General features: G+C 62.0%; 23 protein-coding genes. 12 read left to right on the top strand and 11 right to left on the bottom strand.

Annotated elements, in window-relative coordinates:
• Positions 1–5: 5 nt before the first annotated feature.
• Positions 6–461 (bottom strand): PH domain-containing protein, encoded by a 456-nt coding sequence (locus HMPREF9695_RS18635; RefSeq protein ID WP_024921414.1) that lies wholly within the window; start codon positions 459–461, stop codon positions 6–8.
• Between the two features lie 128 nt (positions 462–589).
• Between HMPREF9695_RS18635 and HMPREF9695_RS18640 the strand changes: the two genes are divergently transcribed.
• The 5 genes from HMPREF9695_RS18640 to HMPREF9695_RS18660 all read left to right on the top strand — a co-directional run bounded on the left by HMPREF9695_RS18640 (position 590) and on the right by HMPREF9695_RS18660 (position 7,610).
• Positions 590–1,843, top strand: a complete 1,254-nt coding sequence (locus tag HMPREF9695_RS18640) for an aspartate kinase (RefSeq protein WP_006022450.1) — start codon at positions 590–592, stop codon at positions 1,841–1,843.
• A 283-nt stretch (positions 1,844–2,126) separates the two neighbouring features.
• The gene (ptsP, locus tag HMPREF9695_RS18645; protein ID WP_006022451.1) at positions 2,127–4,394 is read left to right on the top strand and encodes a phosphoenolpyruvate--protein phosphotransferase; all 2,268 of its coding nucleotides are present in this window, start codon (positions 2,127–2,129) and stop codon (positions 4,392–4,394) included.
• A 71-nt stretch (positions 4,395–4,465) separates the two neighbouring features.
• Complete coding sequence (prfA, locus tag HMPREF9695_RS18650; protein ID WP_006022452.1) at positions 4,466–5,551, top strand: peptide chain release factor 1; 1,086 nt, start codon at positions 4,466–4,468, stop codon at positions 5,549–5,551.
• On the top strand, positions 5,548–6,438 hold the full coding sequence (gene prmC / locus HMPREF9695_RS18655) for a peptide chain release factor N(5)-glutamine methyltransferase (protein ID WP_006022453.1): 891 nt from the start codon (positions 5,548–5,550) through the stop codon (positions 6,436–6,438). The genes prfA and prmC overlap by 4 nt, the downstream gene beginning before the upstream one ends.
• A 449-nt stretch (positions 6,439–6,887) precedes the next feature.
• Positions 6,888–7,610, top strand: a complete 723-nt coding sequence (locus HMPREF9695_RS18660; protein WP_006022454.1) for a DUF4167 domain-containing protein — start codon at positions 6,888–6,890, stop codon at positions 7,608–7,610.
• A 64-nt stretch (positions 7,611–7,674) separates the two neighbouring features.
• Here HMPREF9695_RS18660 and HMPREF9695_RS18665 read toward each other — a convergent pair whose 3' ends face one another.
• Positions 7,675–8,430 carry a methyltransferase domain-containing protein gene (locus tag HMPREF9695_RS18665; RefSeq protein ID WP_006022455.1) on the bottom strand — a complete coding sequence of 252 codons (756 nt, stop codon included), beginning with the start codon at positions 8,428–8,430 and terminating at the stop codon, positions 7,675–7,677.
• A gap of 127 nt (positions 8,431–8,557) precedes the next feature.
• Between HMPREF9695_RS18665 and gloB the strand changes: the two genes are divergently transcribed.
• Complete coding sequence (gloB, locus tag HMPREF9695_RS18670) at positions 8,558–9,325, top strand: hydroxyacylglutathione hydrolase (protein ID WP_006022456.1); 768 nt, start codon at positions 8,558–8,560, stop codon at positions 9,323–9,325.
• A complete protein-coding gene (locus tag HMPREF9695_RS18675; RefSeq protein ID WP_006022457.1) occupies positions 9,325–9,762 on the top strand; it encodes a cupin domain-containing protein in 438 nt (145 codons plus the stop codon). Before gloB ends, HMPREF9695_RS18675 begins: the two co-directional genes overlap by 1 nt.
• Here the strand turns inward: HMPREF9695_RS18675 and yddG are convergent.
• The 3 genes from yddG to HMPREF9695_RS18690 all read right to left on the bottom strand — a co-directional run bounded on the left by yddG (position 9,759) and on the right by HMPREF9695_RS18690 (position 12,747).
• A complete protein-coding gene (yddG, locus tag HMPREF9695_RS18680) occupies positions 9,759–10,634 on the bottom strand; it encodes an aromatic amino acid exporter YddG (RefSeq protein ID WP_006022458.1) in 876 nt (291 codons plus the stop codon). The two genes, HMPREF9695_RS18675 and yddG, sit on opposite strands and share 4 nt — an antisense overlap.
• Positions 10,635–10,707: 73 nt before the next feature.
• Positions 10,708–11,433, bottom strand: a complete 726-nt coding sequence (gene phbB, locus HMPREF9695_RS18685) for an acetoacetyl-CoA reductase (RefSeq protein WP_006022459.1) — start codon at positions 11,431–11,433, stop codon at positions 10,708–10,710.
• Positions 11,434–11,571: 138 nt separating this feature from the next.
• Entirely contained in the window at positions 11,572–12,747 is a 1,176-nt protein-coding gene (locus HMPREF9695_RS18690) for an acetyl-CoA C-acetyltransferase (protein WP_006022460.1), read from the bottom strand.
• 297 nt (positions 12,748–13,044) lie between these two features.
• Between HMPREF9695_RS18690 and phaR the strand changes: the two genes are divergently transcribed.
• The gene (phaR, locus tag HMPREF9695_RS18695; RefSeq protein WP_006022461.1) at positions 13,045–13,644 is read left to right on the top strand and encodes a polyhydroxyalkanoate synthesis repressor PhaR; all 600 of its coding nucleotides are present in this window, start codon (positions 13,045–13,047) and stop codon (positions 13,642–13,644) included.
• Positions 13,645–13,702: 58 nt separating this feature from the next.
• Here phaR and HMPREF9695_RS18700 read toward each other — a convergent pair whose 3' ends face one another.
• Positions 13,703–15,427, bottom strand: a complete 1,725-nt coding sequence (locus tag HMPREF9695_RS18700; protein ID WP_051055027.1) for an EAL domain-containing protein — start codon at positions 15,425–15,427, stop codon at positions 13,703–13,705.
• Between the two features lie 369 nt (positions 15,428–15,796).
• Here HMPREF9695_RS18700 and HMPREF9695_RS18705 point away from each other — a divergent pair, with 369 nt between their 5' ends.
• Complete coding sequence (locus tag HMPREF9695_RS18705) at positions 15,797–16,006, top strand: hypothetical protein (RefSeq protein ID WP_157223976.1); 210 nt, start codon at positions 15,797–15,799, stop codon at positions 16,004–16,006.
• A 6-nt stretch (positions 16,007–16,012) separates the two neighbouring features.
• On the opposite strand, the gene HMPREF9695_RS18710 is transcribed toward HMPREF9695_RS18705, so the two are convergent.
• The 3 genes from HMPREF9695_RS18710 to mtgA form a co-directional block, all read right to left on the bottom strand.
• Positions 16,013–16,720 carry a hypothetical protein gene (locus HMPREF9695_RS18710; protein WP_006022464.1) on the bottom strand — a complete coding sequence of 236 codons (708 nt, stop codon included), beginning with the start codon at positions 16,718–16,720 and terminating at the stop codon, positions 16,013–16,015.
• A 147-nt stretch (positions 16,721–16,867) separates the two neighbouring features.
• A complete protein-coding gene (rpmF, locus tag HMPREF9695_RS18715; protein ID WP_002713690.1) occupies positions 16,868–17,050 on the bottom strand; it encodes a 50S ribosomal protein L32 in 183 nt (60 codons plus the stop codon).
• Between the two features lie 140 nt (positions 17,051–17,190).
• Positions 17,191–17,865 (bottom strand): monofunctional biosynthetic peptidoglycan transglycosylase, encoded by a 675-nt coding sequence (gene mtgA, locus HMPREF9695_RS18720; RefSeq protein ID WP_006022465.1) that lies wholly within the window; start codon positions 17,863–17,865, stop codon positions 17,191–17,193.
• A gap of 160 nt (positions 17,866–18,025) precedes the next feature.
• Between mtgA and HMPREF9695_RS18725 the strand changes: the two genes are divergently transcribed.
• From HMPREF9695_RS18725 to HMPREF9695_RS18735, 3 genes are read left to right on the top strand one after another with little or no spacing between them, the layout of a single operon-like run.
• Entirely contained in the window at positions 18,026–18,952 is a 927-nt protein-coding gene (locus HMPREF9695_RS18725; RefSeq protein WP_006022466.1) for a polyprenyl synthetase family protein, read from the top strand.
• 14 nt (positions 18,953–18,966) lie between these two features.
• On the top strand, positions 18,967–19,644 hold the full coding sequence (locus HMPREF9695_RS18730) for a DUF1345 domain-containing protein (RefSeq protein WP_006022467.1): 678 nt from the start codon (positions 18,967–18,969) through the stop codon (positions 19,642–19,644).
• Positions 19,645–19,651: 7 nt separating this feature from the next.
• Positions 19,652–21,259, top strand: coding sequence for a Na+/H+ antiporter (locus HMPREF9695_RS18735; protein WP_006022468.1), 1,608 nt, complete (start codon positions 19,652–19,654; stop codon positions 21,257–21,259).
• Between the two features lie 37 nt (positions 21,260–21,296).
• On the opposite strand, the gene ispG is transcribed toward HMPREF9695_RS18735, so the two are convergent.
• Together ispG and HMPREF9695_RS18745 are read right to left on the bottom strand one after the other, a co-directional pair.
• A complete protein-coding gene (gene ispG / locus HMPREF9695_RS18740; RefSeq protein WP_006022469.1) occupies positions 21,297–22,586 on the bottom strand; it encodes a flavodoxin-dependent (E)-4-hydroxy-3-methylbut-2-enyl-diphosphate synthase in 1,290 nt (429 codons plus the stop codon).
• Between the two features lie 18 nt (positions 22,587–22,604).
• Positions 22,605–23,558: a DMT family transporter gene (locus HMPREF9695_RS18745; protein WP_006022470.1), complete on the bottom strand. Its 954-nt coding sequence runs from the start codon at positions 23,556–23,558 to the stop codon at positions 22,605–22,607.
• Positions 23,559–23,573: the final 15 nt, after the last annotated feature.

Here is a 23,573-nt window from a genome sequence, read left to right on the forward strand (position 1 = left end):
AAAATTTAGCGTGCCGTAATATGATTGCGGAATTCGATCGGCGCACCGATCATCTTTATCGTCTTCGTGCCCTCTCCGACACCGTTAACCCTGACATCTCCCCATCCAAAAATCCGGCCCAGGATGCTCTGGCTGACATCGACGCTTTCGATTTTATCGAGGCTCATCTCAAAGGTCTGGCGCTTGATGAAGCCTTCCTTGTGGACCACCCGCAGCGACGTCACGTCCGTTTCCGTCGTCCAACGCTGGAACCAGGCCCGAAACAGCAGGAAGCCGCCCACAAGCGCCAGAAGGGCGCTCAACGCCAGGAGCGGGAAGATGACCCCGCCGCCCGAACCGACCAGACAGGCCGCGGAGGCGGCCAGGCAAACCAGTCCCGGGAGATAGACGATCCCGTGAATCGTGGTGGAATACAGAATCTTCTCGCCTGGCTGCAGGATATCGTCGATATAGCGGCTCATTCCCGTCCCGTGTTGCTTGCTCGCGACCTGATGGGTATGTATAGCCGCCTTTTCGGGGCCGTGCTGCCGTTTTGCGCGGAACTGGCCCCTTACTGACAACCAGCCTAACCGGGACCGCACCATTCACCATGGGCCGCCTTGTGATGAAATTCGGCGGCACCTCCGTCGCCAACATCGACCGCATCCGCAACGTCGCACAGCACGTGAAGCGCGAGGTCGATGCCGGTCATGACGTCGCCGTTGTCGTGTCTGCCATGTCCGGCAAAACCAACGAACTGGTGGCCTGGGCCACAGAGACCTCGCCGCTGCACGACGCGCGTGAATACGACGCCATCGTGGCGTCAGGCGAACAGGTCACGTCCGGTCTGCTGGCCATTGCGCTGCAGTCGCTGGGCATCCAGGCCCGCTCGTGGCAGGGCTGGCAGATTCCGATCCATACCAGCGACGCGCATGCGTCCGCCCGCATCACCGGCATCGACGGCAGCGAGCTGATCCAGCGTTTCAAAGAACGCAAGGAAGTCGCCGTGATCGCCGGCTTCCAGGGCATCCACGAAGCGACGGGCCGCGTGACCACCCTCGGCCGCGGCGGCTCGGATACATCCGCCGTTGCGATTGCGGCTGCGATCCACGCCGACCGCTGCGACATCTACACCGATGTCGACGGCGTCTACACCACCGATCCACGCGTGGTGCCGAAAGCGCGGCGGCTGGAGAAGGTCGCGTTCGAGGAAATGCTGGAAATGGCGTCGCTTGGCGCCAAGGTGCTGCAGGTCCGCTCCGTGGAGCTGGGCATGGTTCACAACGTGCCGGTGTTCGTGCGCTCGAGCTTCGACAAGCCGGAAGATATCGATCCCCACGGCACGCCGCCGGGAACGCTGATTTGCAGCGAGGAGGAAATCATGGAAAGCCAGGTCGTCACCGGGATCGCGTTCTCAAAGGACGAAGCCCAGATTTCCGTGCGCCAGATCGAGGACAAGCCAGGCATCGCAGCCGCGATTTTCGGGCCGCTTGCGGATGCGAGCATCAATGTCGACATGATCGTGCAGAACGTGTCCGAGGACGGCAAATACACCGACCTCACCTTCACCGTTCCGGCCTCCGAATACAGCCGCGCCAAGGACACCATCACCAAGGCGAAGGACAAGATCGGCTACAAGGCGATGGACTCGGCCACCGACGTCGCCAAGGTTTCGGTGATCGGCATCGGTATGCGCAGCCACGCCGGCGTCGCCGCGCAGGCCTTCAAGGCGCTGTCCGAGCGCAACATCAACATCCGCGCCATCACCACATCCGAGATCAAGTTCTCGCTGCTGATCGACGCGGCCTATACCGAACTGGCCGTCCGGACGCTGCATACGCTCTACGGGCTGGATCAGGCCTAAGCCCGATCCTGCCTTGCACGCCGCCGCGGCATTTTGCCGAGGCTATTTTGCTGGACTGCCTCTCATCTTTGGCAGGTGTTTTGCTTGGCAAAACGCGCCTCAATTCGATATAGCCTCAGGATAAGGCACCCGCGCCCGCGCCTCTGGTTCTGGACCGTCTGCGATGTCCCGAACTCAGCCAAGCGGTCCACGCGAGACCTGAAAAGTCGTTATTTTACTGCTAGTTAACGCTATGGCAGCCGGTTGCGGGCCGTGCTGGAATTGCGGGTAAGGATGTCAACGGATGCGGAGCGCGCTGGGAGGCCCCCGCGTCTTGTTGAGACGGCTCCGCGAAGTGATGGCCGAACAGGTCAGCGCTCAGGAACGGCTCGACAAGATCGTGGTGCTGATCGCCGCCAACATGGTGGCGGAGGTCTGCTCGACCTACGTGCTGCGCGTCGACAACACCCTTGAGCTCTATGCCACCGAAGGTCTGAACCGGGACGCGGTCCACCAGACCGTGCTGAACGCCCACGAAGGCCTTGTCGGTCTCGTTGCCTCCGAGGCGACGCCGCTGAACCTGTCGAACGCGCAGTCGCATCCGGCATTCTCGTACCGCCCGGAAACCGGCGAAGAAATCTATCACTCGTTCCTCGGTGTGCCGATCCTGCGATCGGGCAACACGCTCGGCGTGCTGGTGGTGCAGAACCGCGCCCACCGCACCTACGTCGAGGAAGAAGTCGAAGCGCTGCAGACCACCGCCATGGTGGTCGCGGAAATGATCGCCTCGGGCGAGCTGTCGGCCATCGCCAAGCCTGGTGCCGAGCCGGCGGCACGTCATTCGCTGCACAAGACCGGCGCGATCCTGTCGGATGGCATCGCGCTCGGCCATGTCGTGCTGCACGAGCCGCGCGTCGTCATCACCAACTACATCGCCGAGGATCTGCCGAAGGAACTCAAGCGGCTCGACACCGCGATCCTGAAACTGCGCTCCGATCTCGACCGCATGCTGGAACGCGGCGATGTCGCCGAAGGCGGCGAGCACCGCGACGTGCTTGAAGCCTACCGCATGTTCGCCAACGACCAGGGCTGGCAGCACAAGCTGCATGAGGCCGTGGCGACGGGCCTGACAGCGGAAGCCGCCGTTGAGCGCGTGCAGTCCGATACCCGCGCACGCATGCTGCGCTCGACCGATCCCTATCTGCGCGACCGCCTGCACGATCTGGAAGACCTCGGCCATCGCCTGATGCGGCAACTGGTCGGACAGGATCACGCGCCCTCGCGCGAGCAGTTGCCCGACAACGCCATCCTGATCGCGCGCTCGATGGGCCCGGCTGCATTGCTCGATTACGACCGCAAGCGGCTACGCGGTCTTGTGCTGGAAGAAGGCACTGCCAACTCGCATGTGTCCATCGTCGCGCGCGCGCTCGGCATTCCGGCGGTCGGTGAAGTGGCGAACGCCGCAGGCATCGCCGATCCCGGCGACGCGATCATCGTCGATGGCACGTCGGGTTCGATCTACATCCGTCCGTCACAGGAAATCCAATCCGCCTACGCCGAGCGGGTGCGCTTCCGCGCACGCCGTCAGGAACAGTACCGCGAATTGCGGGACAAGCCCTGCGTCACGAAAGACGGCCAGCCCGTCGACTTGATGATCAACGCGGGTCTCATCATCGACCTGCCTCATATCGACGATACCGGGTCGTCCGGCATCGGACTGTTCCGCACCGAACTGCAATTCATGGTCGGCCAGAGCCTGCCGCGCACCAGCGAGCAGCTTGCGCTGTATCGTTCGGTGCTGGATGCGGCCGGCGACAAGCCGGTGACCTTCCGCACGCTTGATATCGGCGGCGACAAGGCGCTGCCGTACATGGATACGATCGTGGAAGAGAACCCGGCGCTCGGCTGGCGCGCGATCCGCCTCGGCCTCGATCGTCCAGGCCTGCTCCGCGGGCAGATCCGTGCGCTTTTGCGTGCGGCTTCGGGAAGATACCTGCGCGTCATGTTCCCGATGATTTCGCAGGTCGATGAATTCGATCAGGCCAAGCTCGTCATCGAGCGCGAACTGACCTATCTGCGCCAGCACGGACATACGCTGCCCGAGCGGGTCGATGTCGGCACCATGGTCGAGGTCCCGGCGCTGCTCTATCAGATGGACGAACTGCTCACGCGGGTCGACTTCATTTCGGTCGGCTCGAACGACCTGTTCCAGTTTCTGTTCGCGGTCGATCGCGGCAACTCGCGGGTCACCGACCGCTTCGACACGCTGTCGGCGCCGATCCTGCGGGCCCTGCGCGACATCGCGAAGAAGGCCAATGCGGCAGGCAAGTCCGTCTCGCTGTGCGGCGAGATGGCCTCGCAGCCGCTCGGCGCACTGGCGCTAATCGCGCTGGGCTACCGCTCGCTGTCGCTGTCGGCGACGGCGCATGGTCCAGTGAAGGCTCTGATTCTCGATCTCGACGCCAAGAAGGCGGAAGCGATGATCAAGCCGCTGCTCGATGCACCGGCAGGAAGCGTGTCGATCCGCAGCAAGCTCATGGAATTCGCCGAAGCCGAAGGGCTTTCGTTGTAGCGACGCTCGCATTCCACCGGCGCGCGCCGTTGAATCCATTCTTGTTGAACGAAACCTAAAAAATTCACATCATGACCGCACTGCCTGAAGCCAAACTCGATACATTGCTGGCGCGTCACGCGGCGCTGGAAGCCGAATTGCTCGGCCAGGTAAATTCGGAAACCTATGTTCGCATCACCCGCGAGCTGAGTGAACTGACGCCGGTGGTGGATGCCGTGAAGGCCTATCGCTCAGCGGCGGACGAAATCTCTGGCATCGATGCGCTCATCGCCGATAGCACGACCGAGCCCGATATGCGCGCAATGGCGGAAAGCGAGCGTCCGCAACTCGAGGCGCGCCGCGATGAACTCGCGCAGGATATCCGCATCGCATTGCTGCCCAAGGATGCGATGGATGAGCGCAACGTGGTGCTCGAAATCCGCGCCGGCACCGGCGGCGATGAAGCCTCATTGTTCGCCGGCGATCTGTTCCGCATGTATGAGCGGTTTGCGGCGCTGCAGGGCTGGAAGGTCGACCTGATCTCGGCCTCCGAAGGCACCATGGGCGGCTACAAGGAAATCGTCGCCGAAGTGCAGGGCCGCGGCGCATTCGCCAAGCTCAAATTCGAATCCGGCGTGCATCGCGTGCAGCGCGTACCCGACACCGAAACGCAGGGCCGCATCCACACCTCAGCAGCCACCGTCGCGGTGTTGCCGGAGGCCGAGGAAGTCGACGTCGCTATCAAGAATGACGACCTGCGAATCGAGACCATGCGCGCGCAGGGTGCCGGCGGCCAGCACGTCAACAAGACTGAGTCAGCGATCCGCATCACCCATATTCCGACAGGCATTGTGGTCATGATGCAGGACAGCCGCTCGCAGCACAAAAACCGCGCCAGCGCCATGAACATCCTGCGCTCACGCATCTACGATGCCGAACGACAACGCATCGACTCCGAGCGCTCGGCCGAACGCAAGGGCCAGGTCGGCTCCGGTGATCGCTCCGAGCGCATCCGGACCTACAATTTTCCGCAAGGTCGCGTCACCGACCACCGCATCAATCTCACGCTTTACAAATTGCCGCAGGTCATCGCCGGCGACGCGCTCGGCGAACTAATCGATGCCCTGACCACCGAGCATCAGGCCAAGCTGCTCGCGGAACAGGGCAGCACGTCGTGAATGCCAGCGCCTCGCTCGCCGGACTGACCGTCGAGGCGGCGCGGCGCGCATTGGCGGCCCAATTCAAAGCCAGCGATATCGACTCGCCCGACCTTGATGCACGCCTTTTGATCGGCGCGGCGCTCAAACTCGATCACACCGGTCTCGCGGTCCAGTCCGCACGGCTGATTACCGGCAGCGAAGCCAACGTGATCGCGTCGTTTGCGCAACGCCGCCTGTCCCATGAGCCGGTCGCGCGCATTCTCGGCCACAAGGAATTCTGGGGCCTTGATCTGCGCTTGTCGGACGCGACGCTGGTCCCGCGTCCGGACACCGAAACCATAGTCGCCGCCGCGCTCCAAATTGTCAGGAACCATTCTGTCTCGAACAGGCCGCTGCGGATTGCCGATATCGGTACCGGCTCCGGCGCCATCCTGCTGGCGCTGCTCTCCGAACTGCCTGCCGCCACAGGGATCGGCACCGACATCAGTCCAGCAGCGCTGGAGACCGCCGGACTCAACGCACAACGGCTCGGTCTTGCTGATCGAATCTCGTTCGTTCAATGCGACTATGCGTCAGCGCTGTCCGGTCGGTTCGATCTCATCGTGTCGAATCCACCCTACATCCGGTCAGCGGACATCGCCGCGCTTGATCATGACGTCCGCGATCACGACCCGCATCTGGCGCTGGATGGCGGCATCGATGGTCTCGATGCCTATCGCGCGATTACGCCTCAGGCGGCCGCGCTGCTGGCTCCTGGCGGGGTTCTGATCTTCGAGGTCGGTCACGACCAGAGCGAGCAGGTGAGCGCGCTGATGCACGCGGCGGGATTAACCCTTCCCTACCCGCCGAAGGCCGATCTCGGCGGCATTTACCGTGCCGTCATGGGGCGAAAAGCGGCGATTTAAAGGGTGCGTGGTCCAGAAAAAACCTCTTGGAATATTGCCCCGGAGCGACTACGTTTCGGCCACAACATCGGTTCAGGGCCGTGGCTCCCGTTCAGAAATGACGGGTGGAAGCTTAAAATCCCGCAAGGGGTGCCCGCCGAGTGAAAAGGTTCCAAAAAGGCTGGTCATGACGAGCGCGAAGGCTGAGAGAGCTGCGCTGCTTGGGACCGCGAAGCGAACGAAAGCCTGATATTGCGCTTGTATATTCAACTGCAAAACATCGCGCCTGTTGGCTCAGGCTGATCCGGCCCAATGGCTCATTGCCTTCGGGCATTTGGAGAACGCGTCCTTGTTGAACGCGAAATACGGCAACTACGGTCTGACTATTTACGGTATCGCCGCCTGCGCGAATGCATCGCGCCGTGTCCGCACATCAATCATCACGATCCAGAATCGGTAAAAGGCACCACATGAGAAACGGCCCGAACAACAACAAGCGTATGCGTAGCCGGAACAACAACAATAATAATAACAATAACAACAACCGGCGCGGCCAGAACCCGATGACCCGGGTTTTCGAGTCCAACGGACCGGACATCAAAATTCGCGGCACCGCTTCTCATGTTGCGGAAAAGTACGTCCAGCTCGCGCGCGATGCGCGCTCGTCCGGTGATCCGGTCGCCGCTGAAAACTACTACCAGCATGCCGAACACTATTTCCGTCTGATCGCCGCGGCGCAGGAACAGTTCCGCCAGAACCAGCCGCAACAGCAGCAGCCGATGCCGCGCCAGGACGGCGACGCCCTCGACGACAATGGCGACGACAGCGACAGCTACTCCAATTTCGGCGCTGAGCCCGGCTTTGTTCCGTCGCAACAGCAGCAGCCCCAGTTCCAGCCGCGCGAGTCCCAGCCGTATCCGCGCGAACAGCATCAGCCGCGTGAGCAGAACTTCCGTGATCGCGATCAGCGTCCGCAGCCTGCGGCACAGCCCGCGGAAGGCGATCAGGTCGATCGGCTTCCATCCTTCATTACGGGTGGAGCCCAGCCGCAGCCAAATGGAAACAGTGCTGAAGGCAACGGCAATCCGGGTGGCGAGCGCTTCGGTCATCGCCGCCGCCGCCGGCCGCCTGGCCCGCGTCCTGAAGGTCAGGCCCAGCCTGCGGGCGAAGATATCAATTCAGCCAGCGAATAAGCCTGTTCGATGATTTTGGGATTTAGCTGCCCGCCTGAGCGCTCCTCAGGCGGGCAGCTTTCGTTTAGCCGGCCGCAGGCCGGTCGTCGCGCCGTGTCGGCGTCGGCAAGAGAACCGGCGGCATCGACGGAATAAGACGCGTGCGCTCGCGATGTGCCGGGATCGCGCGGTAGACCTGCTTCGATGCTTCCACGATGTGAACGCCGGCAAACGGCGACGACACCGCCGCGCTCATCCGCTCCCACGCCATTGCCGAACGAAGCACCCATCCGCCCTGAAATGGCGGCACGAACAGCGCTTCGCCCCATGCGGTCGGCGTGAACCATGTCTGCCGAAGCAATTGCGTAATCTGCGAGCGCGAGTACGGCCGGCCGTGTCCGAACGGCGTATTGTCGGTCCGCGTCCACACGCCGCGGCGGTTGGGGATGATGGCCATCATCCGTCCCGACGGCGCCAATACGCGCCAGACTTCGCGCAGCAGGCCTTCCGGATCGTCGGATATTTCCAGCGCATGAACCAGCAGGATGCGGTCGATCGCGGCATCCGCCAAAGGCAGCGCGAACTCGTCGACCAGCGTCGACAACGTCGGCCGTGCCGTGGGCCATTTGAGAACGCCCTGAGCGGCGGGCATCAGCGCGATGCACCGCTCCGCATCCTCGCGAAACAGGCCAAGATACGGCGTCGGATAACCAAGCCCGGCCACGCGCAGGCCATCCGCCTGCGGCCAGTGCCGCTGGATGCCGCGATTGATCAAACGCCGTGCCACCGCGCCAAGGCGCTGCGAATAGAAATTCCGCAGATCGATCACATCGATTGTCATGATCCCAGCCTATCACGGGGAAAAGCGCCGTGCAGCGGCCGCGCGGCCATCCCAGCAACGGCGTTAACGCATTTCACAAGCGAATGAGGGCGTGTTAGCCTGTGCCATCACGACAAATGGAGCCGTCATGACTGCCGAGATTCGCCTGTTTCCCTGCCTCTCCGACAATTTCGGCTATCTCATTCACGATCCGGTCACCAAGGCCACCGCCTCGATCGACGCGCCGGAAGCGGCTCCCATCATCAAGGCGTTGCAGCGCGAGGGCTGGACGCTGACCGACATTCTGGTCACCCATCATCATATGGACCATGTCGGCGGCATCGCCGAACTCAAGGAAAAATACAATTGCCGCGTGGTGGCACCGCACGACAAGGCCGCGGCGATTCCGCTGGTCGATGAACGCGTCAAGGAAGGCGATACCGTCAAGGTCGGCAACCTCACTGCGCGCGTGCTCGAAACCCCGGGCCATACACTCGATCACATCAGCTACGTGTTCGACGCGGACCGCGCGCTGTTTTGTGCCGACACCCTGTTCTCGATCGGCTGCGGCCGCGTCTTCGAGGGCACCTATCCGATGATGTGGGACTCGCTTCTGAAGCTGCGCGCATTGCCGAACGACATGCGCGTCTATTGCGGCCACGAGTACACCGCATCAAACGTCAAGTTCGCGCTGGGCATCGAGCCGAACAATCCGGCGTTGAAGGCACGCGCCGAGGAAGTGGCGAAACTGCGTGCAGCAAACCAGCCGACGATCCCGACCCTGATCCGCGACGAGAAGGAAGCCAATACGTTCCTTCGCGCGGACGTTCCATCCGTTGCCGCCGCTGTCGGCCTCGCGGGCAAGAGCCCCGCAGACGTTTTCGGCGAACTGCGCGAACGCAAGAACAAGGCGTGATGCGCGAACCACCCGCAGTGACGGCCGACGCCATCGTCGCGCGCCTCGGCCTGCAGCCACATCCTGAAGGCGGCTACTATCGCGAGACGTTTCGCGATACCCGCACCATCGATGGCGGCCGGGCCCTATCTACTGCGATCTACTTCCTGCTGGCGCGGGGCCAGACATCACACTGGCATCGCGTCGATGCCGTCGAAATCTGGCACTACCATGCCGGCGATCCGCTGATACTGCGGATCGCCGATGACGGCGGCGAACGCGCCATCCGGCTTGGATCGGATCTCAATGCCGGCGAACAACCGCAAGCTGTTGTACCTGCTCACGCATGGCAGGCCGCGGAGAGCACCGGCGACTGGACGCTGGTCGGCTGCACTGTGGCGCCCGGATTTGACTTTGCAAAGTTTGAGCTCGCGCCGCCAGATTGGTCACCGGCTTAAGGGGATCGTTTGACGATCATGTCCTTCGCCGCGATCAACCCCCCGCCCGCGATCAGCGCGGCGGCGATGGCGAGTGTTGCGGTTGGCTTCGCAAAGCCGGCCATGATCAGAAACGCGGTCGACAGCACGGGCGTTGCATAAGAGGCTGCGCCCAATACGCGAATATCGCCGCGCTTCATGCCGATGTCCCATACAAAGAATGCGATACCCACCGGTCCGATCCCGAGTGCCACGATCGCAAGCCATTGCGTCATCGTCTCCGGCCAAACCGTTGTCTCAAGAACGAGATGGCCCACCGTCGCGAGCAGCGCGGTGGCAAGGCAAAATCCGGCAACCGCGTCGGTCGGCACCGCCGCCAGTTTGCGCGACATCACCGAATAGCCGGCCCAGACAAATGCCGCGATAAACGCTGCGATAAAGCCGGGAATATGCGCGGGATCGGGTGACGATCCGGTGTTTCCCGTGAACAGGAGGATCGTCCCGGCGAAGCCGAGAAGCGCGCCGACGATGTGATGCGGCGCCAGCCGCTCGCCCGGCAACAGCGAAGACAACAGCACGATCAGGAGCGGCCAGAGATAATTCAGCAGTCCCGCTTCCGCCGGCGGCGCGAGGCGCAGCGCCAGAAAGTACAGCGCGTGATAGCCGAACAGCCCGCCAATGCCGACCAGCCACACCAGCAGCGGTTGCCGCAACGCGCGAATGGCTGACGGCCGCCACAGCCACGTCAGCGGGCCGATGCATGCACCGATGGCGAATGTCATCGCCAGTAATTGAAACGGCGGCACGCGGCCCGTCGCCACGGTGAGCGCGGCGAGCAGCGACCACATCACAATGGCAGCGAGGCCGACAAGGGTGGCGGTTGAGGACGTCATCGCGGATCAATGCCATTCAATCCGCGATAACGCCATATCCAGAGGCTGATTCCGTTATTCGAGGAACGACGTCTTATTGCAGGTATTGTCCGCCGTTGATGGTCATCGTTGACCCCGTAATGAAGCCGGAGTCGTCGGAGGCAAGGAATACCACGGCGCGCGCGATTTCTTCCGGCTCGCCAAGGCGGCTAACAGGAATTTGCGGAATGACATTCTTTTCGAGCACGTCCTTGGGCACGGCCTGGACCATCTCGGTGTTGATGTAGCCGGGGCAGATCGCGTTCACCGTGATCCCGCCGCGTGCATTCTCGAGCGCCAGCGCCTTGGTGAATCCGATATCGCCGGCCTTCGCAGCCGAATAATTGACCTGACCGAACTGGCCCTTCTGGCCGTTGATCGACGAGATGTTGATGATGCGCCCGAACTTGCGGCCGCGCATGCCCTCGATCACCTGCCTTGTCATGTTGAACAGTGAACCGAGATTGGTGTTCATCACGGCATTCCACTGATCAAGCGTCATCTTGTGAAACGGCACGTCGCGGGTGATACCGGCATTGTTGACGAGGACGTCGATCGGCCCGAGTTCGGCTTCGACTTTCTTCACGCCGTCCGCGCACGCATCGAACGCACCGACATCCCACTTGTAAACGGGAATTCCCGTCTCGGACTTGAATTTCGCTGCGGCTTCATCGTTGCCGGCATAACTCGCCGCAACCTTGTAACCAGCAGCCTTCAACGCCTTGCTGATCGCAGCGCCGATGCCGCGCGTTCCGCCTGTTACCAATGCCACGCGTGCCATATCAGGTATCCCCTCCGCAGTTCACTGAAGTGTTTTTGGAAAACAAGTATTCAGGCCAATTGCGATAACAGCAAGAAAAAATGCCCAGCAAACTGCCGGGCATTTTGATTTTGTATTGTGCAGTGCGTTCAGAGAATTTTATCGTTCAACGCACAATGCAATGCCCATGCCGCCGCCGATGCAAAGCGTCGCAAGGCCCTTCTTGGAATCGCGCTTCTGCATTTCATGCAACAGCGTCACCAGCACACGCGCGCCCGATGCACCGATCGGATGACCGATCGCAATCGCACCGCCGTTGACGTTGACCTTGGCGGGATCCCAGCCGATTTCCTTGTTCACGGCCGAGGCCTGCGCGGCGAAAGCCTCATTGGCCTCGATCAGATCGAGATCGCTGGCTTTCCAGCCTGCCTTTTTGAGCGCGGCGCGGGACGCCGGGATCGGTCCGGTGCCCATGATGGACGGATCGACACCTGCCTGCGCCCACGAGACGATGCGTGCGAGCGGGGTCTTGCCTTCCTTGGCCGCCTGCTTTGCGGTCATCAGCACCAGCGCCGCGGCGCCGTCATTGATGCCCGACGCGTTACCGGCGGTCACCGAACCGTCTTTCTCAAAGGCTGGCTTCAGCTTGGCCATCGCATCCATCGACGCGCCATGACGCGGACCTTCGTCCGCTTCCACGACGATATCGCCCTTGCGGGTCTTCACGGTGAACGGGACGATTTCATCCTTGAACTTGCCGGCCTTCTGCGCGGCCTCGGCCTTGTTCTGCGAACCGACGGCAAACTCATCCTGCTGCTGCCGGGTGATCTGGAATTGCCGCGCGACGTTTTCGGCGGTGTTGCCCATATGGTAGCCGTTGAAAGCGTCCCACAGGCCGTCCTTGATCATGGTGTCGACGAAATCGAGAGCACCCATTTTCACGCCTGCGCGCAAATGCTGTGCATGGGGCGACATGCTCATGGATTCCTGGCCGCCGGCGACCACGATCTCGGAATCGCCGTTCATCAGCGCCTGATAGCCCAGCGCCACCGTGCGCAATCCCGAACCGCAGAGCATGTTGACGCCCCAGGACGGGCTTTCCACGGGAATGCCGGCCTTCATGGCGGCCTGACGGGCGGGATTCTGCCCCTGAGCGGCGGTCAGGATCTGGCCCATGATGACTTCGGAAACGCGCGCTGGCTCAATACCGGCCCGCTCAAGCGCAGCCTTGATGGCGACTGCACCCAGTTCGTGGGCTGGGATATTGGCGAACGCGCCGTTGAACGTGCCGACCGGGGTACGGGCAGCGCTGACGATGACGACATCGTCGGACATGGGCATCTCCTGCTTTTTTGAAGTCGAAAGACGTGAAGGCGCGAGGGAAAGCCGCCGCAAGGCTCAAGCTGGCTCTCGCACTATCCTGTTAACCTAGCCGTTTCGTGTCAATGAGCCAAAGCCATTCTGGCGGCTCGCCGGCCGGTTCCGCCCTTCCTGCCATGCCCGGACATTAACCGTCCTGCACAAAACGGTAGCCGTACCTTTCTGAAAGTGCTTAGTTTATTGCGATGCATTGTTTGCACTGCCCTCGGCAACGTTCGCCGGTTCCTCTTTACGCTAGGTACGTGTGACTCCATGGCAAAATCCGACCAGCCAATTACCATTAAAAAGTACGCCAATCGGCGCCTCTACAACACCGGCACCAGCACCTATGTGACGCTCGAAGATCTCGCCGCGATGGTGAAGGAAGGCGAAGACTTCCTCGTCTATGACGCGAAGACCGGTGACGACATCACCCGCTCGGTGCTCGCGCAGATCATCTTCGAACAGGAAAACAAAGCCGGTCAGAACCTCCTGCCGACCACGTTCCTGCGCCAGTTGATCCGCTTCTACGGCGACAGCATGCAGATGGTGGTGCCGAAGTATCTCGAACAATCCATCGACACCTTGACCCGCGAGCAGGAAAAGTTCCGCAAGCAGATGACGAACACGTTCAGCAACACCCCGTTCGCGCCGCTCGAAGAACACGTCCGCCGCAACATGGAAATGTTCGAGCGCACGTTCGCGATGTTCAAGCCGTTCGGAGCGCCGGTGCGGAATCAAACTCCCTCCGCCGAATCCCCGCCGACCGCGAACGAGGCCCCGGAGGCCGACATCGACGATCTCAAGCGCCAGATGAAAGAGATGCAGGATCGTCTCGAACGGATGTCGAAAGAGTCAGAGAACAAGGGCTGATCGAAGCAGCCCTTGCAACTCGTACGCGGCGGCAGGTTCTGCCGCCGATGCGGTGAAGTCAGTTAGCGCCTATCGCCGCGGCCGGCTTCGCCGCCATGGCCCACGGCTTCGTCAGTGACGCCAGTCCGGTCAGCCGTCCCTGAATGTAGTCGCAGCCCCAGCCCTGCAACAGCTTGGCCGACTCTTCATCCTGCACCCATTCGGCCACCGTCTTAATGCCGAGCCGGTGGGCGAGATCGATCAGGGTCTGCACGAAAGCCCGGTCATCCGATGATCGCGCGATGTTCTGCACGAACGCGCCGTCGATCTTCACAATGTCCACGCCCAGCTTTCGCAGGTTGCGGAACGACGTGTAACCCGCGCCGAAATCATCGATCGCAATCCGGCTGCCGAAATTCTTCAGCCGCGTGACGAAACCGCGAACGTCGTCCAGATCCTGGATCGCGACGGTTTCGGTGATCTCCACGATCAGCCGCTCGGCGACGCCGGGATGCGCCCGCATCAGCGATTCGATGCTGGCCCACCAGTCCGGATCCATGGTCGTGTCGGGCGAGATATTGAAACTGAGTTGGGCGTGAGGCGCGTCAGCCAGCTCAGCGACGACCAGTTCGAGCACCCTGTGATCGACAAGCCGGATCAGGCCGAGTTTCTCGGCGACCGGGACAATGTCCGGCGACAGCGAATACTCGCCGTCCTCCTGGCGCATCCGCACCAGGCACTCGTGGAATGCGGGCTGCCGCGAGACCGTGGCCACAACGGGCTCGTAAGCCATCACAATACGGCGCTCATTCAGCGCCGTGACGATTTCATCGGTGACCCGGATGTTGACGCGGCGCTGGGCATCGCGTTCGACGTTCGGACGCCAGACCATCAGCGAACCCCGGCGGCGCGCCTTGGCGAGATCGAGCGCCTCCTGGGTACGGCTCATCGCCTCCTCGACGGTGCTGGCGTGCCGGAGTGCGTTGATAGCACCAATCGACGCGGTCAATGCCACCGGACCGGAGCGCGTCGGCACGATTTCATCCCGGATTCCCGCAAGAAACCGCTCGGCCGCGACATGCATGTCATCGACAGAGCAATTCTTCAGGATCAGGCCGAACTTGTTGCCGGAAAACCGGCCGAGCACATCGCCGCCGCGCAGCCGAGCACGAATGCGCTTTGCGACTTCGACGATGACTTCGTCGGCAACCTCATAGCCGAAGGCATCGTTGATCTGAGCAAGGTGATCGATACCGACCAGCATGAATGCGAAGGATGAGCGGAAGCGGCCGGCTTCTTCGATCGCCTCGGCAAGCGCCGCTGTCAGACGCGTGCGATTGAACTCGCCGGTCAGCGGATCGTCCTGCGAAAGCTTCAGAAGCTGCTCGTCCCGGGCGTGGCGCTCGTTGTTGATGCGAATGATTCCCTGCGCTCGGGATGGCCTTCCATCCGCGCCGGCAAACCACCGGCCGCATTCATCGACCCAGAGCACTGGCGACGACGTGCTGGCGCGCACGCCGTATTCGATCTGGTACGGCACACCCTCGCCGCTGTCCGTGGCAGTGGAGTTCAGCACCGCGTCGTTGCGGATGGCGCGCATCGGCTCGATCAGCTTCGAGAACTCGCTGGCCTTTGACAATGACGATTGCGGGATGTCGCGAAGCACGGCCGCGACGTTATCGCTCCAGTGCAGCGTGTCGCCGGCAATGTTCCAGGAAAAGCTCGCCTGCCCAAGGGCAGCGAGGAGATCCGCATCCGAAGTTCGAAGAACGCTGTGCAAAAGGGGGGTGTCGCCGGGTGCAATTGCAGGTCCGGGATCCGGCGAGGCCTGAAACGTCGTAGCTTTCAAAGATGCCTCGTTCCGGGACGGCGGGGTGATTCGACGACCAAGAGTAAATCGTCCGACGCCCATCAGCCTAGGCCCACTTCCTGAACAATCCGACAAACCGCTTGATTATCAGTGTTCGAAAGAAGGTAACGCCCTGCCAACCACATCCGGCATGGCCCTTGCGATGTCTTATCGAGGAGGCGCTTTGCGTCCCAAAATGAGACAGGTAGCCAGGTTATGATCGTATCCAGGATCGCATCGACGACCGGACCAAGCTCGCAGGCGCGGCAAGCTGGGGCGGCAGCCAACCCTGCCTCTGCGGAGCCCGTTTCGAGCGGGGCTCTGGTGCCCGTCGAACCTCCGGCCCGGATGCCTGCGGTGCGCCCGGCACACCCGGATGCATCGTTCGTGACCCATCTGATTGCCATGGCCGAGCAGACGCCTCAGACACGCACCTTGCGGCGCGCGACTCCGGCGGACGCGCGCACGGTCTACGGCCGTGCCGCGGCACTGCGTCCAAATTATTACGGGAAAGCGTTGTCGCAGACCGCCTGAAACCGATCAGGGCTTCGGTGGCGTTTTAACCGCGCCATCCGGTGCGCTATCCGACACAAGGTCGCTGACATTCCAGTCCGAAACCTTGCGATCCGCAGCAGGCGTTACGCCGTCGGAATTGCGGATCACGGCGAGGGTCGGTACCGGCTTCGGCGAAGGCTCGGCGTCCGCGTGCTGGGAAGGCGGAAATGCTGGTTCAGCAGGCTTCACATCCTGATGCGGACGGACGAAAGCCGGTTCGGCCGGCGCGAGATTAGCCGGTGCAGGACTAACCGGCGCGGGACTGGCTGGCACGGGCGCAGGCTCGCGTTCGACCGCGGCAGGCTCAACGGCCCGAGTCCGGCGTTGCCGGTTGCGGAAGCCGATCGAAACCCCTGCGATAAACTCCACGACCATCAGCACGGTCAGCAGAAAAAAAGTCGACGTGCCGAACGGCACAAGCAGCAGAAACTCTGCCACTGCAGCGCCTGACACGATCAGAGACAGCAGATGATCGGTCAGATAGCGCGCGCCGGGACGCGCGGCCTTGATGACTTCGAACATCAGGAGAAGCGCTGTCAGCGCCAGCAGCGCATCGCCGAACGTCGGCGCCCACTGCACACCCGACATCAGCGTCACGCTCGCGACCGGCGCGGTGAACGCCACGCCCGGCATCAGGAACACGAAGATGTTGTAGATCGCGAACGGAATCAGAAGCAGCGGAAAACCGATCATCGTCGGCAGGCTCTCTCTGAAGAACTATCCTGTGATGCACAGGTCATCACATGCGTCTGTGGCGTTCTTATGAAGCCGCGTTCGCGTGCTTCCGCCAGCATCGCGGGCAAGCGCGCTGCGTGACAGCAGCGCGCCGCGATCCGGACGTTAGTCCTTCTTGACCTTCAGGACCTGGCGGCCCTTGTACATGCCGGTCTTGAGATCGAGATGATGCGGACGGCGAAGTTCGCCCGAATCCTTGTCCTCGACATAAGTCGGCTTCTTGAGCGCGTCCGCCGAGCGGCGCATGCCGCGGCGTGACGGCGAGGTTTTCCTGCGTGGAACGGCCATGGGATCGTCGTCCTCTAAATCAAGGCTCACCCGCCGGGCGGGGGCTCTCCAGAATTCGGATTGAGGCCGCGCTTATAGATGAAGGTTGCCGCGAAAGCTAGACCGAAGGGGCGGAGAAAATGGGTCAAAAAGGCTCAAAATCAGCGATTTCGCTCCCAGCAATCGGAGATTTCAGCCGATTGGGCCCGGACCACATAAGTCCCTGCCATCCGCCGCACCCCCGGCCCCGGATTCCGGGCACTTCTGGTGACCGGATTGGGCAGGATCGAGGCCAAAAGGGCTGCTTCGCGGGCCGACAGGGCCGCCGCGGGGCGTCCAAATGCATAGTTTGCACCCGCCTCCGCACCGAATTGACCGTCCGGGCCGAGCTCGGCCACATTCAGGTAAAGCTCCAGAATGCGCTTCTTGGACAGCACGAGATCAATCCACATCGCCAGCGGGAACTCGAGCGCCTTGCGGACCACGCTTCGCCCCGGCCAGAGGAACAGGTTTTTCGCCACCTGCTGCGTAATGGTCGACCCCCCGCGCGCGACCTCGCCGTCCTGCGCGTCCTCAATGATGTTCCGGACCGAATCCCAGTCGATGCCGTGATGAAAACAGAATTTGGCGTCCTCGGCAGCGACGACGGAGCGCGGCAGCGCCTCGGACATCTCGTCGAGATCGACCCATTTGCGGGTGACGGTTTGGCCCGTGAGATATCGCCCGATCATCAATGTGGAGACAGGGTGACCGCTGCCGTAGAGCGGGGTTAGCACATAGGGCAAAAGCACCAGCCCCAGTACCCCCAGCAAAACCATGCGGATCAATCTTCGCATCACACCTCGTGTCCGGGGGAGCTCTTCCAGCAACCCCGACCAACAGAAACCATGCCTTTTTGTTTTTTCCAATCCCCGGCCAAGCCAGGCTTTGCGGAATTGACGCGGGCGCTGCCATAACCGATTGTCCGCCGAAATTTGCGTTCGTTTGGAGTTTTTGATGACCACCGGCACTTCACCACAGGATTTCATGAAACGGCTCGACGCCACGGCCGCCGACACGGAGGCGCTGTTGACGCGCCTTTTGTCTGACCAGCCGTTGTCCGGCGAGATCGTGCGCCCGCACCGGCTGATGGAGGCGATGCGTTATTCGAGCCTCAATGGCGGCAAGCGGCTGCGTCCGTTTCTGGTGGTGGAAAGCGCCGCCGTGTTCGGCGTGCCGCGCGATGCTGCGCTGATGGCCGGCGCCGCGCTGGAATGCATCCATTGCTATTCGCTGATCCATGACGACCTTCCGTCGATGGACAACAGCGATCTGCGGCGCGGCCGGCCGACCTCGCACAAGAAGTTCGATGACGCCACCGCCATCCTCGCGGGCGACGGGCTTCTCACCATCGCTTTCGACATCATCACACGCGATGAAGTTCACAAGGACCCGACGGTGCGCCTGTTGCTGACCCGCGCACTCGCGCGCGCTGCGGGCGTCGGCGGCATGGTGGGTGGACAGATCATGGATCTCGCCGGCGAGGGCCGTTTCGGTGATCCCGAGCCACCGGACGTCGCCAAGCTGCAGCAGATGAAGACCGGCGCGTTGCTCAAGTACGGCTGCATCGCCGGCGCGCTGCTCGGTCAGGCGCCGAAGGACCAGTACGACGCGCTCGATGCCTATGGTCACGCGCTTGGCGAAGCGTTCCAGATCGCCGATGATCTTCTGGACGTCGAAGGCGACGCTGCCGCCCTCGGCAAGCCTGCCGGGCAGGATGCGGCGGCGGGCAAAACCACGTTCGTCACACTGCTGGGAATTGACGGCGCCAAGGCGCGCGTGCGCGACCTTCTGAAGCACGCCGATGCCGCGCTCGCGCCGTTCGGTGCGAAGGGCGATGTCCTGCGCGCGACCTCGCGTTTCGTCGCCGAGCGGCAGAACTAGAAAGGCGCAGCAGCATGCCGGGCAAGAAGGACGGCGATCCGTATCTTCTCCGCCTCAAAGGCATGCCCAGGCCGCTCCGCATTATCTACGGACGCCCGCGCACGTTCATCGCGCTGGCGATCGGCCTTGTATCGCTTTTTGTACTGCCGATGTCGTGGCGGCCTGCGAGCCGCCTTCTCGTGGCATGGGATATCTTCGTCGCGATCTACATGATCCTCGCCTACGTGACGGTGTTCACGTGCGACACCGCTCAAATTCGCCGGCAGGCGGCGATCCAGGACGACGGGCGATTCTTCATCCTCGCCATGACGGGCCTTGGCGCCTTTGCGAGTATTGCCGCCATCGTTATGGAGCTTGCTATCAAACCGCAGGCAACTCCGCAGCTCGTGCTTGCGGTTGTGACCATCGCCCTGTCATGGGCGATGATCCACACCACATTTGCGCTGCATTACGCCCACGACTTCTATCGCGGCGCCAAGGCTGGCGGACTTTCGTTTCCAGGCGGAGGCGATCCTGACTACTGGGATTTCGTTTATTTCTCTTTCGTAATCGGCATGACCGCGCAGGTGTCGGATGTCGGCGTCACCGACAAGATCATCCGCCGGACTGCAACGGTCCACGGCGTCGTTTCGTTTATCTTCAACACCGCGCTGGTGGCCTTGATGGTCAATATCGCGGCCAGCGCAATATGATCGGTTCATGGTAACGACGTTCCTCACCTTCCTTCTTGTGCTTACGGCACTTGCGGCTTCCGCAACACTCGCGAAACGGCTGTCGGTCGCGCCGGCCATCGTTTTCCTGATCGTTGGAATCATCCTGGCATTTTTGCCGGGATTCCCGCGCATCGAGATGAAGCCGGAAGGCATCCTGCTCCTGGTGCTACCGCCGCTGATCTATTCGTCCGGCGTGTCGATGAGCTGGCGCGAATTCAAGGCCAACCTGCGCCCGATCGGCCTGCTCGCCATCGGCTGCGTGATCTTCACCACCGTGCTGGTCGCCGCTGCTGCCCATTATGCGCTTGGATTGCCCTGGAGCGTGGGTTTCGTTCTCGGCGCAATCGTGTCGCCGCCGGATGTCGTCGCGCCGCTCGCCATCGCCAGGCGGCTGAAACTGCCGCATCGTATTCTCGTCATTCTCGAAGGCGAAGGGCTAGCGAATGACGCCACCGCGCTGATCCTCTACCGGTTCGCGGTGCTCGCCGTCAGTACGGGCACATTTTCGCTCCCGCCCGCTGCCGGAACGTTCGTTGCGATCATCATCGGGGAAATTCTATTCGGCATTGCAGTGGGCTGGCTCAGCCTGCGCTTGCGGCAATGGGCGCACGATCCGCGCGTCGAGATTTCGTTGTCGCTGCTGACGCCGTATCTCGCCTTCTGGGTTCCTGAGCACTTTCACGGATCGGGCGTGATCGCCACCGTAGTGACCGGCCTCTATGTAAGCTGGAATGGACCGCTGCTGATTTCATCGAAAACCCGATTGCAGGGCATCTTTTTCTGGGACTTCACGATCTGGCTGATCGAGGGCGTGCTGTTCCTGATGATCGGCTTCCAGTTGCGGCTTTTGATGGAGAAATCGAAAGCGCTTCCGGTGTCCGAGATCCTGACGGCCATTGCGATTGTCTCGGCAATCGTCGTCATCGCACGCTTCCTGTGGGTTTTTCCCGGCACGTACCTGCCGCGTCTCCTGAGCAAGAGAGTTGCCGCGCTGGATGCCAAACCGCCATGGCGATACATCGTCGTTATCGGCTTCACCGGCATTCGTGGCGTTGTATCGCTTGCCGTCGCGCTAGCGTTGCCGCTGACGCTGCCGAACGGACAGGACTTCCCGCATCGTGATCTCATCCTGCTCGTCACCTTCGGCGTCATCATCTTCACGCTGATCGGCATCGGACTGACGCTGCCGTTGCTGGTCAAGCTGCTCGGTCTGTCGGAACACGGACATCTTGAAGCAGTCCGCGAGCGGGAAGCCGAAATCGCAGCACGGCGTGAAATTCTCGAATCGGCTCGCGAATCGCTCGACCGGATCATCAAGGAACGCAACCTGCCTGAGGGGCTTGCCAGATTTCTCGAGGCCCGTCATGAAACCCGCATGCGCGCGCTGCCCGAACCTCCGCGGGAAGAAGGTCAGTTCACACCTGCCACACAAGGCGCGACGTTGGTGCGCGAAATCATCACGATCGAGCGAACATGCCTTCACAGACTGTTGCGCGAGGGCAAGATCACCGACGAAACACGCCGGCGCATCGAGCGCGATCTCGATCTTGAAGAAGCCGTCGTCGACAACCGTGAAAAAAACGGCCCGCTGTAACAGCGGGCCGCCATATACGCGCAAATGCGCGCTGAACTTATTCCGCTGCGGTTACGGCCGAAGCCTTCATCCCTGCGCCGCCGTAACGCTGATCGATATAGTCGATCACCAGCGCCTTGAAGTCGGCGGCAATGGTTGGCCCGCGCAGCGTGCGGAATTTCTGGCCGTCGACAAACACCGGCGCGGCCGGAGTTTCGCCGGTCCCGGGCAACGAGATGCCGATATTGGCATGCTTGGATTCGCCGGGGCCGTTGACGATGCAGCCCATCACCGCGACGTTGAGTTCTTCGACGCCGGGATAGCGGGTTTTCCAGTTCGGCATTTCATCCCGAATGAACGCCTGAATATCGCGTGCTAGTTCCTGGAACACGGTCGAGGTGGTGCGGCCGCAGCCCGGGCACGCCGCGACCAGCGGCACGAAGGTGCGGAAACCCATGGTCTGGAGAATTTCCTGAGCGACCTTTACCTCGATCGTGCGGTCGCCGCCCGGCTCCGGCGTCAGCGAGACGCGGATGGTATCGCCGATGCCGTCCTGAAGCAGAATGCCGAGTGCCGCGCTCGAGGCGACGATGCCCTTCGAGCCCATGCCGGCTTCGGTGAGGCCAAGATGGATGGCGTAATCGGAACGCGCCGCGAGCTCGCGGTAAACCGCGATCAGATCCTGCACGTTCGACACCTTGGCCGACAAAATCATCCGGTTCTTGGGCAGGCCGATTTCCTCGGCACGCGCCGCCGACAGCAGCGCCGACTGCACCATCGCTTCGCGCGTCACCGCGCGGGCGTCGATCGGGTCAGGCGACTTCGCGTTCTCTTCCATCAGCTTGGTCAGCAATTCCTGATCGAGCGAACCCCAGTTCGCGCCGATGCGGATGGTCTTGCCGTGTTTGAGCGCCATTTCGACAATGTCGGTGAACTGCGTGTCACGCTTGTTCTTGAAGCCGACGTTGCCGGGATTGATGCGATACTTCGACAGCGCCGCGGCGCAGGCCGGGTGATCGGCCAGCAGCTTGTGGCCGATGTAGTGAAAGTCGCCGATCAGCGGCACGTCGATCCCGAGCTTGTCGAGTTTCTCGCGGATGTGCGGAACGGCGGCAGCCGCTTCGTCGCGGTCCACCGTGATGCGAACCATCTCCGAGCCGGCGCGCGCAAGCGCTGCAACCTGCTTGACGGTACCCTCGATGTCTGCGGTGTCGGTGTTGGTCATCGACTGCACCACGATCGGTGCGCCGCCTCCGACCTTGACGTTACCGACTGTCACCTGAACCGTCCGATGGCGCCCCTTGGGGCCGGCCTGGATTTCCTTGGTCCGCTCTTTCAGATCGCTCACGTCAAAATCTCTTTGGGCTCAGGTGTCATTTTCGGTGACCGGAAGCAGGGGGTTCCCCGCCGGCTCGCCGGGGCGGTTTACCAGATATAGGCCTGCCATGACCAGAAGGGCAGCCCCCGCAAAGGCCAATGTCAGGGTGTCGTGCATCACGAAATAGCCCCCAACGACCCCAAACAGGGGCGTCATGAAGGTAAATGACGACAGTTTGCTGGCCGAGTAGGTTTTGACCAGGGCAACCCAGATCAGGAATGTGATCCCAACAATCCAGACCGTCTGGTAGATCATCAGTCCCCAGGCCAGCGGTCCCGGCATATGGGTGATACTCTCGCCGGAAACAGCCGCCCCGAGCGCCAGAATCGGAACCGACACAGCAACCTGATAGGCCAGCGTCTTTTCGGCAGGGGCATGCAACAGCGGGGTCGCCTTCACGATCAGCGTGGTCACGGCCCAGAGGATGCCGCCCGCCATTACAAGGACATCTCCCATGATGACCCCGGCGTCCACCGACGGTTGCGGCACGCCGATCGCCAGCGCCACGCCGACGAACGACAGCGCGAGCCCGCCCCACTGCAAGCGGCTCAACTGCTCGCCGAGGAAGCGCTTCGAGCCGAGCGCGACAACGAACGGCGCAATGTAGAGAAACACGACCGCACGCGATGCCGTGGTGTAGACCAGCCCGCGGTAGATCAGGATGAACTCGACGCCAAAGAAAATTCCGGCGATCAACCCTGCGCGCAGCGTGCCATCGCGTTTGAGCAGCGAGACGCCGCGAAACCATGCCACGATGAGAATGATCATCAGGCCGCCCGCGGAACGAATTGCGGCCTGGGTCAGCGGGGGAATATCAGGCAGCGCTAATTTGACCGTGATCTGATTGAAGCCCCAGCTCAGGCACAACATCACCATCAAGGCGATAGCCGTCGTGTTCAACGGACGCCCCGCTGGCACGACCTTCAAACTGTCTGATGGCATGGCACCCCGTGTCCG

It is taken from the genome of Afipia broomeae ATCC 49717, assembly GCF_000314675.2.
Taxonomy (GTDB): domain Bacteria; phylum Pseudomonadota; class Alphaproteobacteria; order Rhizobiales; family Xanthobacteraceae; genus Afipia; species Afipia broomeae.

Coding starts and splice junctions, on each gene's coding strand:
- HMPREF9695_RS18640 (WP_006022450.1), top strand. CDS start 590: ATGGGCCGCCTTGTGATGAAATTCGGCGGCACCTCCGTCGCCAACATC.
- ptsP (WP_006022451.1), top strand. CDS start 2,127: ATGCGGAGCGCGCTGGGAGGCCCCCGCGTCTTGTTGAGACGGCTCCGC.
- HMPREF9695_RS18745 (WP_006022470.1), bottom strand. CDS start 23,558: ATGCCATCAGACAGTTTGAAGGTCGTGCCAGCGGGGCGTCCGTTGAAC.
- phbB (WP_006022459.1), bottom strand. CDS start 11,433: ATGGCACGCGTGGCATTGGTAACAGGCGGAACGCGCGGCATCGGCGCT.
- HMPREF9695_RS18725 (WP_006022466.1), top strand. CDS start 18,026: ATGACCACCGGCACTTCACCACAGGATTTCATGAAACGGCTCGACGCC.
- HMPREF9695_RS18730 (WP_006022467.1), top strand. CDS start 18,967: ATGCCGGGCAAGAAGGACGGCGATCCGTATCTTCTCCGCCTCAAAGGC.
- mtgA (WP_006022465.1), bottom strand. CDS start 17,865: ATGCGAAGATTGATCCGCATGGTTTTGCTGGGGGTACTGGGGCTGGTG.
- phaR (WP_006022461.1), top strand. CDS start 13,045: ATGGCAAAATCCGACCAGCCAATTACCATTAAAAAGTACGCCAATCGG.
- HMPREF9695_RS18635 (WP_024921414.1), bottom strand. CDS start 461: ATGAGCCGCTATATCGACGATATCCTGCAGCCAGGCGAGAAGATTCTG.
- prfA (WP_006022452.1), top strand. CDS start 4,466: ATGACCGCACTGCCTGAAGCCAAACTCGATACATTGCTGGCGCGTCAC.
- HMPREF9695_RS18735 (WP_006022468.1), top strand. CDS start 19,652: ATGGTAACGACGTTCCTCACCTTCCTTCTTGTGCTTACGGCACTTGCG.
- gloB (WP_006022456.1), top strand. CDS start 8,558: ATGACTGCCGAGATTCGCCTGTTTCCCTGCCTCTCCGACAATTTCGGC.
- HMPREF9695_RS18690 (WP_006022460.1), bottom strand. CDS start 12,747: ATGTCCGACGATGTCGTCATCGTCAGCGCTGCCCGTACCCCGGTCGGC.
- HMPREF9695_RS18710 (WP_006022464.1), bottom strand. CDS start 16,720: ATGATCGGTTTTCCGCTGCTTCTGATTCCGTTCGCGATCTACAACATC.
- yddG (WP_006022458.1), bottom strand. CDS start 10,634: ATGACGTCCTCAACCGCCACCCTTGTCGGCCTCGCTGCCATTGTGATG.
- HMPREF9695_RS18675 (WP_006022457.1), top strand. CDS start 9,325: ATGCGCGAACCACCCGCAGTGACGGCCGACGCCATCGTCGCGCGCCTC.
- rpmF (WP_002713690.1), bottom strand. CDS start 17,050: ATGGCCGTTCCACGCAGGAAAACCTCGCCGTCACGCCGCGGCATGCGC.
- HMPREF9695_RS18660 (WP_006022454.1), top strand. CDS start 6,888: ATGAGAAACGGCCCGAACAACAACAAGCGTATGCGTAGCCGGAACAAC.
- HMPREF9695_RS18665 (WP_006022455.1), bottom strand. CDS start 8,430: ATGACAATCGATGTGATCGATCTGCGGAATTTCTATTCGCAGCGCCTT.